At 54.6% G+C, this 11,230-nt stretch carries 7 protein-coding genes; 3 read left to right on the plus strand and 4 right to left on the minus strand.

What is annotated here, in order from left to right:
• Nucleotides 1–32 precede the first annotated feature (32 nt).
• From RDO88_RS07155 to RDO88_RS07165, 3 genes are read right to left on the minus strand one after another with little or no spacing between them, the layout of a single operon-like run.
• Nucleotides 33–2,990, minus strand: a complete 2,958-nt coding sequence (locus RDO88_RS07155; protein ID WP_307758724.1) for a glycoside hydrolase family 2 TIM barrel-domain containing protein — start codon at nucleotides 2,988–2,990, stop codon at nucleotides 33–35.
• 21 nt (nucleotides 2,991–3,011) lie between these two features.
• A complete protein-coding gene (locus RDO88_RS07160) occupies nucleotides 3,012–4,547 on the minus strand; it encodes an ASKHA domain-containing protein (protein WP_307758725.1) in 1,536 nt (511 codons plus the stop codon).
• A 16-nt stretch (nucleotides 4,548–4,563) separates the two neighbouring features.
• Nucleotides 4,564–5,211: a hypothetical protein gene (locus RDO88_RS07165; RefSeq protein ID WP_307758726.1), complete on the minus strand. Its 648-nt coding sequence runs from the start codon at nucleotides 5,209–5,211 to the stop codon at nucleotides 4,564–4,566.
• Nucleotides 5,212–5,630: 419 nt separating this feature from the next.
• Between RDO88_RS07165 and RDO88_RS07170 the strand changes: the two genes are divergently transcribed.
• Genes RDO88_RS07170 through RDO88_RS07180 form a run of 3 tightly spaced genes read left to right on the plus strand, consistent with a single transcriptional unit; the run spans nucleotide 5,631 to nucleotide 9,963 of the window.
• A complete protein-coding gene (locus RDO88_RS07170; protein WP_307758727.1) occupies nucleotides 5,631–6,272 on the plus strand; it encodes an HU family DNA-binding protein in 642 nt (213 codons plus the stop codon).
• 56 nt (nucleotides 6,273–6,328) lie between these two features.
• The gene (locus RDO88_RS07175; RefSeq protein WP_307758728.1) at nucleotides 6,329–8,296 is read left to right on the plus strand and encodes a DUF3857 domain-containing protein; all 1,968 of its coding nucleotides are present in this window, start codon (nucleotides 6,329–6,331) and stop codon (nucleotides 8,294–8,296) included.
• 38 nt (nucleotides 8,297–8,334) lie between these two features.
• Nucleotides 8,335–9,963, plus strand: coding sequence for a DUF3857 domain-containing protein (locus tag RDO88_RS07180; protein WP_307758729.1), 1,629 nt, complete (start codon nucleotides 8,335–8,337; stop codon nucleotides 9,961–9,963).
• 71 nt (nucleotides 9,964–10,034) lie between these two features.
• Here RDO88_RS07180 and RDO88_RS07185 read toward each other — a convergent pair whose 3' ends face one another.
• Nucleotides 10,035–10,934 (minus strand): diaminopimelate dehydrogenase, encoded by a 900-nt coding sequence (locus RDO88_RS07185; RefSeq protein WP_307758730.1) that lies wholly within the window; start codon nucleotides 10,932–10,934, stop codon nucleotides 10,035–10,037.
• Nucleotides 10,935–11,230: the final 296 nt, after the last annotated feature.

An 11,230-nucleotide genomic window follows, 5' to 3' on the forward strand; every position in this document is an offset into this window, starting at 1 on the left:
GTACGTCATTTCATAGAGAAGAAAAAGAAGAATTACAGATGCAGTTTCAATGTTCCGAATACCGGACTTACTTCCAGAGTCTTACAATAATCCCCCCATGCTATTTCCGGATAATCCCACCGGTTGTTCACGTAAAGAATCAACTTGTTGTCAGACTTCTTGTTCATCCGGCATCCCAGGTTGGCTCCGTCTGAAATGACTTTCAACACCTGCTGTCCTTTATCGGATGACAGAGCATATTCATAAATATTCTCTTTCATGCCTTTGGCCATATTGGTCAACGGATTGTCACAAATCGTTCCCCGGTCCGAAAAATAATAATAGTTGTGCGTATCCAGGTTCCAGCATTGGGACGGATTTTCACCGTATTCCACCCATTTGTCATTGTAAAGAGGTGCCACGCCCTTGTTTCCGGCAAAGTTCCCTTCCGGATAATACGACCAGTAACCGTCACGTTTCCAGTTGAGTTCGGTGAACGTATCGGCCAGATGGAACTTCAAGCCTGCTTCTCTCAACCATCCGTTGGGTTCACCCGTTGTGTAATAGTGGAACGTCATTTCACCGTCCGGCATAATGACCATCTGAATATCCACATTTACACCCAGATACTTGCCGGAGAGATGTACATTCACATGACCGCCTGCCTTCTTACAGGAGAAGTCTGTCTTTTGCCAGTCTTCATCCTTTACAATATAATTACGAGCTTTGTCGCGCACTTCGGCTCCAGTCAAATGATTGGTATTCAGGTCAAGATTCAGGAAAGGACCTTTTTCTATGACAACACCGCCATGAGACACCACTTTTTCCATCAATCCGGTTGAACGGTTGAACGGGATTTCAAAGTCCTTACCCCGCACAATGACATATCCGTCGGCCTCGTCCACCGTCAGGTTCTCAGCCGTTTGGTCTTCCGAGCCGTTATCAGCGAAAGTACATCCGAGCGATATCTCCTCCGCATCAATCAGTTCACCGTCAACACGACAAAATTCCAGCAGGAAGGTTGTTCCGTTCTTCCAGTTCAGGCCGGGAATCTGCAACATACCTTTACAATGCGGTTCGATTGCAGGAGCCGGAACCGTATGTGACTCACCCGCATAGGTCACCTTCATCACCAGTTCACTCAGACTGGTATGGTCAAAGCGGTTGTACACCGGAAGTGTAATTGCACCACCTTGCACAAAATCGTCCACCTGTGTTTCCAGTACCCGCACCGGCGAATAGGCTTTCTTGGTCCCCCAGAATTCAGGTTTCTCTCTACGCCATACGTCAACGATGCCCCATTCTCCATATCCCACACAGCTGCCATTGAAATCGCGGGGCTTCTTGGTATAGGCAAACTCTATCCAATAAGGGGTTCCCTTCTTCGGCTGGGGCAACATGAAGGTTTCGTCGGAATAACACCAGATGGCTCCTCCAAGCCCGCCGGGAGCATTGAACAGATTGCTCCACATCTTGTCCAGCGATATGGACCAGAATTCACGGATGTTCGGGTCGTCCTGCAGGGTCGAATACGTATAGCAGGGTACGTGAGCCCATTCGTCAAACAATGCCGGTATACCTTCTCCCTGAAATCCGGCAGTCGATACATTGAACTGGGAAAGGGTACCGTCGCATCCGGGATAGTGCATGCTGAGCAGGTCGTATGCCTTCTTGCCCTTCTCCACAATGCCCGGATAGCTGAAGATGACGGGACGTGTCTTGTCTTCCGCCTTCAGCCAGTCGTAAGACAGCTGGAAGTTCTTACCATATACCGATTCGTTGCCGATTGACCAGAACAGGACAGAAGCATGCGAACGGGAAGTGGCCACCATTTCCTCCAGTTGTCCCAGGTATTGGGCCGTATAGGCCGGATCGTCCTGGCTCTTGCCCGGCGCATAGTTTTTCTGGCGGTAGGTATCGACGAAACAAACGGCCGTCTCACATTCCACATAGATGCCCACGCGGTCGCAATACTTCAGGAAACTCTCTGTAGGAGGATAATGCGATGTCCTGACAAAGTTCATATTGGCACGCTTGAACAGAAGGGCATCCAGGCTGTCGAGTTCTGCGGTCGAAGTGCGTCCCAGCGTAGGATGAATGTCGTGCCTGCAGGCTCCGCGAAGCTTTACCTGCCTGCCGTTGACAAACATGCGGTTACCCTTTACCTCTATCTTTCTGAAACCGATCTCGCGGACAAAGGAATATTTGCCGGAAGCCGACTCCACTTCCACCTCCAGCGTATACAGATGAGGATGCTCGGCATCCCACAACTTGGGAGCTGCTACCTTCAGCCGATGTTCGTTCCGTCCTTCCGCCTGGCGTGACTTGCCGCTTGTCAGCTTCACAGTCTTGTCGGCCCGGTCTGTCAGCCGGAACGACACCTCTGCCTCCGACGTCAGGTCGTATACGATCCGCAGTTCCGCATCCCGAAAGTTGTCGTCCAGCAGTGTCTCCACATAAAAGTCACGCATGTTGCTCCGTGGCAGCGCATACAGAGTGACATTCCGCAGGATTCCCCCTATCGGATGATGGGCATAGCCCGAAGCATAGGAAATGTCGCTTATCTTGTCGGTCACTTCCAGTCGGATTTCATTGTCTTTTCCCACCTTGACCAGTTTGGTAACATCGGCCTCCCAGCGCGTGAAGCCGCCGGCATGTTCCGTGACAAAGGTTCCGTTCACCCACAACCGCGCATACGAATACACGCCGTCGAAACGGAGAATCACATCCTTGTCCTTGTAATCTGCCGGAACGCGTACCGTCTTCCTGTACAGCACCGGTTTGTCGTGTTCGATGCCATAGCCCTGCATGGCCAGTTCGCCCGGCACCGTCACTTTCTCCCATCTGTCTTTCGGGGAGAACTGAAACTTCCATTCGCCGTTCAGGGAAATTACTTCGCACTTCACGCCTTCTACGTCATCGGGCAGGGTGCGTTGGATGTTGTCAGCACCGGCCGTACCGCCATACCCCGCCAATAAAAAACTTAAAATCAAAAGTCTGCCTATCTTCATAGCCTTATCATATATTAAACGTTAGTAATTCGTATTCACATCAGCATCCGAACCGGGAAAAAACAAATTGTCACAATACAAGTCCATAAAACGGGGATCGGACTCCAACGGACAATAGGTCACACGCTCCAGAATCTCCTCTGCCTTCCTGCCACAAGCGTCGTAAAGCATACGCTTGCATCCGGCAAGGGCCGCATTGGGCAACTTGACGCACCTCTCACTCCGGATACCCGGCAGAAGTCCCAGCTGGACGACTTTGTCCCTGTCGACATAGTTGCCCAACCCACCTGTCAGGTAGACATGAGCGATGGCGTCAGGCATCAGAGAACTGCGCTCCAACAAAATGCGGATGCCGGTAGCGATGGCTGCCTTGGCCAACTGGAACTCCCGGATGTCTGCTGCCGTCAGCGTCACACCCGGCGCCAACGTGACAGCGCCCGCATTGTCTGCGAGAAACATCCCCGAACTGTCTATCCATCCCTGCTTCAGGAAACAATGGACAGCTTCCACCAGCCCGCTGCCACAGATGCCCCGCGGTTCCGTACCGCCTATCGTAGACACAACAATCTTGCCCGACCTGCAACCGACCGTACAGACGGCACCGGCCGAAGCACGCATTCCGCATGAGATATTTATCCCCTCGAAAGCTGGTCCTGCAGCCGTAGAAGTACACCAGATACCTTCCCGACTGCCTATTGCCATCTCGCCGTTCGTACCCAAATCCACCAGCAGCGAGCACTCTTCTGATTCGTGCATGCCACAAGCCACGATACCGGCCAGAATATCACTTCCCACAAAGTGGCTGATATTGGGGAAGAACTCGATGGTACATTCTTCCGGCAACTTCCAGCCAAGGCCGGCAGGCGTGAAACGGCAACGGCCGTTCCGGCTGGAATGGAAAGGCGCCCTGCCCAGGCAGGACACATCGTATCCGGCAAACAGATGATGCATCACCGTATTGCCCACTATCCGAACCTTGCGGATATCCGCCTCCGGACATCCCCCGGCCAATTCTTCAATCTGTTCTTTCAGATAACCGCGAATCAGGTCACGCAGGCGGCAAAGGTTTTCATCCCCCTCCATGGCATAGGCGATGCGCGAAATGACATCCGCTCCATAAATGCCCTGAGGATTGAGCCCCGACCGCTCTGCAAGTACCTTGCCGCTCTTCAGGTCCACCAGTTGGACCACGACGGTAGTCGAGCCCAAATCGACGGCCACACCACATCCCTCTTCGTCGGAGCAGACATCGGCGGCAGAGGTGTCCGTCTGGATTGCCATCAGGCCATCGGGTACCTCTATCACCAGGTCTTCGTCCACACGGCTGAAGCAGGCCAGGCACCAGTCGGCCGGAAGCCCTTTCTTCCGGCACATGCTTTCGTGTTCCTCACTTCGAGCCACACGACCGGCCAACAGGCGGACACGACAATTGCCGCAGATACCTTTTCCCCCACAAGGGAAAGCGACGCCGCACGACTTCAGGGCCTCGAACAAAGAAGTGCCGTGCTCTACCGACAAGGCCACTCCCATAGGTTCTATTTTCAACGAATGCTTCATCTCATTTTCCTGACTTTTACCATTTCACGGAGCGGTAGGCGCACTTCTCCAACCGGCAATCAGCGCATCCGCTTTCCTTATATATAACCTCGCGCCCCACACCCAACACGCCGCTCATGGACTTGACGGGGCGCATCAGCATGGAGGAAGACAACGTGATGCCCAATCCGGCGGCAGGCGACAGAGGCAACAGATGTTCCTGCTCGCGGATGTCCCAGCCGCAATAGCCGGGTCCCCAGTGGGACGTTATCTGCAAGCCCTCTTTGTGCACATTGTCGCGTAGCTCGTCCTTGAGGGCGGCAAGCACCTTGCCCAAAGCCAGATTGGCCAGTTTGTCGCACCAATAAGCCTTGATGTAGTCGTACGCCTCGTTATACTTCCGTTCGAGGCCCACGACAGCATCGCCTACCGTAACGGCAAACACGGCCGCAGAAGTTGCCCCCTGCAATGCTCCGGCAATCCTCGTCCCGCAACGGAAGGTACGGCCGTCGAGCACAAAACAATCTTCGCCTACCGACAGAGAAGCGTACAGGCTGTATCCGCCCGAAGGAGCAACGAGCTCGTTGAACCGCTCCACGACCTCTGCCCTTTCGTCCGCCAGCTCTTCACCGCCTCCCAGCAGGCCGTCGACATCGCGAAAAGAAAAATTCACTTCATATTCCATAAATGTACCATCAGGCTTTATTGATGTATTCGCAAAAATAGAAGATTTTCCACAAAAAAGTTGTCACTCTATTTGCAGATATTCCATTTATATTTGCACACAGGCAGATTTGTGCACGGGCAGGCAGCACCCTTCTTACGCCTTCCCCACTCCCTGTTCACCCTTTCTATAAACTTACCTTTTCCTTTCTCCGCAGAAAACACTTGTTTATTCCATGGAAAAGTTATATCTTAGCGGCTAAGATATACATCTCGCGGGCCAAGATACACATCTGAGCAGCCAAGATGTACATCTGAGCACGCAAGATGAAACTTTCTCATGGAGAAAGGCATTCCTTTCCTGCTGCAAAGGCCGTCCCAAGGTAGCAGAAAGGCACAAACGGAGTACGAGGGACGGAACCAAACAACCCACAAAAGACTATGGCCGAATATCAGATGCAGGAACTCACCCTGCCCAACGAAGAAGGAAAGAAAGTGGTCTACCCACGCATCAAGCTGTGGGGACAGGTGGACCTGGAGTACCTGGCCTCGCACATCAACTACGCCAGCAGCTTCACGCCCGGCGACATCGTCGGACTGGTGAAGGCGCTGACCGAGGCCGTGGCCACGGAAATGGCGCACGGAAACTCGGTGAAGATAGACGGACTGGGCATCTTCACCCCCTCGCTGGGGCTGCGTCCGCAGGCTGAAGAGCAGCGGGCCCTGCGCGAAAGCGAAGGCAAGGAATACCGTCCTAACGCCACCAGCCTCTACCTGCGCAACATCAACTTCCGCGCCGACAAGGAACTGATTGAGCAGACAGCCCGCCGGTGCAGCCTCAGCAAGTCGGAATGGAAGTTCCGCCGCTCGTCCCAACGCTACACACCCGAACAGCGGCTGAAGCTGGCGCAGGACTACCTGAAGAAGAACCCCTTGCTGCGGGTAAGGGACTACTGCGACCTGACCGGCCTGCTGCGCGACGCCGCCGCCCGCGAACTGAAACGATGGAGCGAGACGCCCGGCAGCGGCATCGGCCATATGGGCACGGGGAGCCACAAGGTTTATGTCCGAAAGGAGAGTTGAGAGTGGAGAGTGGAGAGTTGAGAGTGAAAAATGTATCATGGATAATTTACCAACGTATGAAAAAGACAACTGCTACCCTGGCCGCCGCCCTGCTGTGCGGAGCGACGGCCCTGCAAGCCCAGTCGTGGAAGGCCTATGAACGGACGGCCTTGCAGGACGAGGCCTATGCCCGACACGATTGTGTCAATCTGCTGGACAGCACCAGCGTCACGGTACAGCCCAGCGGACAAGGTTCGTTCGCCGTGTGCCGCGCCGTCAAGGTGCAGACACCTGCCGGTGCCCTGCGCCAGCATGTACTGAAGTACGACTACGACCCGCTGACAGCTGCCGCCCGCTTCCGCCGCGTGACCGTCCATCATGCCGACGGCACGAAGACCGAGGTGGACGTATCGAAAACCCTGGACTATGCCGCACCCGCCCGTGCCATCTACTGGGGTGCCCGTCAGATAATGATCGAGCTGGGGCAGCTGAAGCCCGGCGACGTTATCGACTACGAGATTGACAAGAAGGGATTCACCTACGCCCTGCTGGCCGACATGCCTCAGGACGGAGACGACTCACGTTTCATTCCGCCCATGCGCGGCCAGTTCTACGACATCGTGCCCTTCTGGAGCAGCGACCCGACGGTGCGCAAAGTCTACCGCGTCAGTCTGCCTGCCGAGAAAGACATGCAGTTCCAGTTCTACCAGGGCAGCTGCGCCTCGTCCCTGCGTTACGAAGATAGACGCAAGGTCTATACCTTCGCCTCGGACGGCCTGATGCCTTTCCGCCGCGAGCCGAACATGGTGGACTTCTACGACGCCGCGCCCAAGCTGATGATGTCCACCACCGCCGACTGGCGTGAGAAGTCGCGCTGGTTCCACGGCGTCAACGAAGACTACGGCAGCTTCACCGCCATCCCCGAAGCCCAGCGCAAGGTGGACGAACTGATACGCGGCAAGAAGACCGACCTGGAGAAGATAGCCGTGCTGACCCACTGGGTGGCCGACAACATCCGCTACGCCGGCATCACGATGGGCAAGGGCGAAGGCTTCACCCTGCACAACCTGAAGATGAACTACACCGACCGCTGCGGCGTGTGCAAGGACATTGCGGGCACGCTCATCGCCTTCCTGCGCATGGCAGGCTTCGAAGCCTATCCGGCCATGACGATGGCAGGCAGCCGCGTGGAGACCATCCCCGCCGACCACTTCAACCACTGCGTGGCCGTGGTACGCCTGAAGGACGGCACGCTGATGCCCCTCGACCCCACGTGGGTGCCCTTCTGCCGCGAGCTGTGGAGCAGTGCCGAACAGCAGCAGAACTACCTGCCGGGTACGCCCGAAGGCACCGACCTCTGTCTGACACCCGTCTCCGCCCCCGAGAACCACTACGTACGCATCCATGCCGACAACCGCCTCGCCGCCGACGGCACCCTGCGAGGCAGCTTCACCATTGAAGCAGAAGGACAGAGCGACAGCAACATCCGCCGCATCTTCACCACCGGCTTCCAGAGCGAGTGGCAGAACACGATGGAGCGCCAGCTGCTGAACGTTTCTCCCAAAGCACGCCTCCTCAGCGTGGACTACGGCAGCAACCCGAAGGACTATCAGAAGGCGCCCATCCGCATCACCTTCCGCTACGAGATACCCGGCTATGCCCTGGCGGGCGACGGCGGCGAGATGGTCTTCAAGCCTTTCGTACTGAACAACCTCTATACGCAAGTGATGTCCTACCTGCGTATCGACACCAGTCTGGAAACACGCCAATACGGCTTTAAGGACGGTTGCTCCCGTCTGGTGGAACTGGACGAAACACTCCGTCTGCCCTCGGGCTACCAACTGGCAGGAGAACCACGTCAGGATAGCCTCAGCGGACAGGCAGCCGACTTCGAAGGTTCCATTGCCCAGAAAGGCAACCAACTGACAGTGAAAACCCGCCTTGCCCTGAAGAAACGCGTCTATGAGGCAGCCGACTGGAACAGCTTCCGCCAGGCCGTCAACACTGCCAAGAGCTATGGCCAGTACCTCGTCGTAAAGAAATGAACCGATTCGTCGAATACTCAAAACTGAATTGAAGAAAAATGAAAACAATCCATCTATATATAGGTGTGCTTGCCCTGCTCCTGTCCATGGCCCTCACCGCACAGGCCACACCCGAGGCACGTTTCGGCAAGCTGTCGAAGACCTACACCCTGCATGCCGACGGCAGTCAGGAACTCCGCGTGCAGAAAGAACTGACCCTCTACACCCACGCCGCCATGAACAGCCTCTATGGCGAAACGTTCATCGTCTACAATCCGCAATACCAGCAGCTCGAAATCCACGATTCGTACACACAGCAGAAGGACGGTACCATCATCCGTACCCCCGCCAACGCCTTTGTCGAAGTGTTGCCCTCCGCAGCCGCCAATGCGCCTGCCTATAACGGACTGAAGGAAATGGTCGTAGTACACACCGGCCTGGAACTGGGTGCCACCATCTGCCTGGACTACTCCATCAAGAGCCGTGCCGGTTACTTGCCCGAACTGGACATCTGCTGCCCGATCAAAGAACTGTCGCCCATCGACGAGTTCACTTTCCGCATCGAAGTACCTGAAGGAAAGACGCTGCACTACGAACTGCTGAACGCTTCCGCCCGCCCGGCCGAAGCGAACAAGGACGGCATGAAATCCATCACCTGGAAATTGAAGAACGTGGAACCGCGCCCCTATTCCTATCCCTCGTTGCGCAGCAGTCTGGGCCTGGTGCAGCAAGCAGCCTCCGGCATGATGCCTGTCCTTGTGGCCTCTACCTGGACAAATTATGCCGACGCATTGAAATCTCTTACCCGGCAATTCGTCCCCGGCGACCGCACCGTCATCGAAGCCAAGCTGACCGAACTGAAGCAAGCAGCCCAAAAGGATAGCACGGATCTACGTACTGCCATTGCTGCCTACATGGACGGTCTCTACCGTTCCAACCAGTGCAAGGTGTCACTTCAGGACGCTGGCTACCGCCTGCGTCCGGCTTCAGACGTCATCCTCAGTGCTTACGGCACACAAGCCGAACTGGTCAATCTGGACGTCATGTTGCAAAAGACCGCCGGCCTGAAGGCCGAAGTAGCCGTCTGTGCCCTCCGCCCTTCGGTGGCAGACAACTGTGGATTGGGAAGTATCGTATCGGTTGTGGCAAAATCGGATGCTACCCCGAAAGGCGTAGCGTTACAGGGTACGGAAGAAGCCCGGCTACAAAGCTACATGACCGTGACCGATCTCCAGGTACAACCTTTGGAACTGCCCTTCCGCAGCATTCAAGGTACCCAACAGGACGTGCTGGAAGTGAAAGCCGACAACTCGCAGTCCCTGCCCAACGGATGGCAGATTGTCAGCTTGAAGCCGATATCGGTCGCTCTTCCGCTCTATGCCTATGCTGCCAATACTACTATCCGCGAGAACATCCTGCTCCCGCAGACCGTGACCATGACCAGTAAAACACAGGTCAAACTGCCTGCAGGTGCCTCCTGGATTCCGAAGGCCGACAAAGAACTGACCAACAAGTGCGGCAAAGTATCATTCACTTATCGCTCCGATGCAGACGGGGTGACCGTCACCCGCAGTATCAGCATCACGCAACAACTGCTCACCCCCCAGACCTATCGCGACTTCTACGCCCTGATGGCTGAATGGCGGGACACCAACAACCATACCTTGCTGTTGAAACCGGCAAAATAAGAATCAAACAAAACGAGGGCGCATCCAGTCGGACGCGCCCTCGCCGTTATTATATATATTATATAGGTATATTATACCAGGTGAGAAATCCATTCCTCACGCTCGCCCGGCAGCAGGTCGATGACGGGAATCTCGATCATCGTATAGCATCCCGGTTGCTGACGCATGGCCGCACGTGCCACGCATACCAGTACCTGAGCCGTCAAGGCCGGATTGTTGATGCGCATGTTGAACTCGAACAGCTGGTTCTGCGTCTTGCCCGAAACGCCCTTGCGGGTGAGGTTCACTCCATGACCCATGTCGAGCAGCGCATCTACGCTGGGCACAAGCTTCACGTGTGTCTCGTCGTTCACAAAGTAAGGATCGGCCTTGATGGCAGCAGCCACCTTGTCGAAGTCATAGCCTTCGTTCAGTTCGATGTACACCATGCGACGATGAATGCCCGTACCGGTGGGAATCGTCATGGACAAAGCAGCCTTCACCCCTTCAATAGTCTTGACAGCCACCGTATGTCCCATGCTCATACCTGGACCAAAATTGGTGTAGGTAATGCCTTTCGGGGCGATAGCCTCCAGCAGTGTGCGCACTACCGAGTCACTTCCCGGATCCCAGCCGGCCGAAATAATGGAAACAGTATTGTGTGCCTTGGCTTCGGCATCCAGTGTACGACGCAGGTCGGCAATGCCTGTATGGATATCGAAGCTGTCAACGGTGTGGATACCCAATGCCAGAATTTCCTTGGCATACTTCTCCACGCTGCGGGTAGGTGTACAGAGGATGGCCACATCCACGCTTTCCAATTCCTTGATATCTTTCACAACGGGATAGTCGTTCAGTTCAGCCGGACGGTTCTCGGCACCTGCACGGCGTACTACACCGGCAATTTCAAAATCAGGCGCAGCCTGCAAAGCCTGGAGCACATAGTGCCCGATATTGCCATAACCTACGATGGCAGCTCTTACCTTTTTCATACTTTTATCGAATTTAGTTATCAGTTTTCTGTTTTACGGCTGCAAAAGTAGTCATTATTCTTTAAACATACACACAAACCATTCATTCTTCCATTTCCTTTTTTCTTTATTAAGACTATTTTATAGCTAACAGATAGATTAAATCAACATATGTACCAGACTATAAGTAAAAGTTGCAATATATTAATTAAAAAAACGAGTAACAGCACACATCTTTTTTATTTTTTTCTTTAAATTTGTTTCAATAGTTCGTTAAAAATTCGCCAAGCCTAAGCGGCTCTGGCAGTAAATAAAAT

This window comes from uncultured Mediterranea sp. (assembly GCF_902493215.1).
GTDB lineage: Bacteria > Bacteroidota > Bacteroidia > Bacteroidales > Bacteroidaceae > Bacteroides.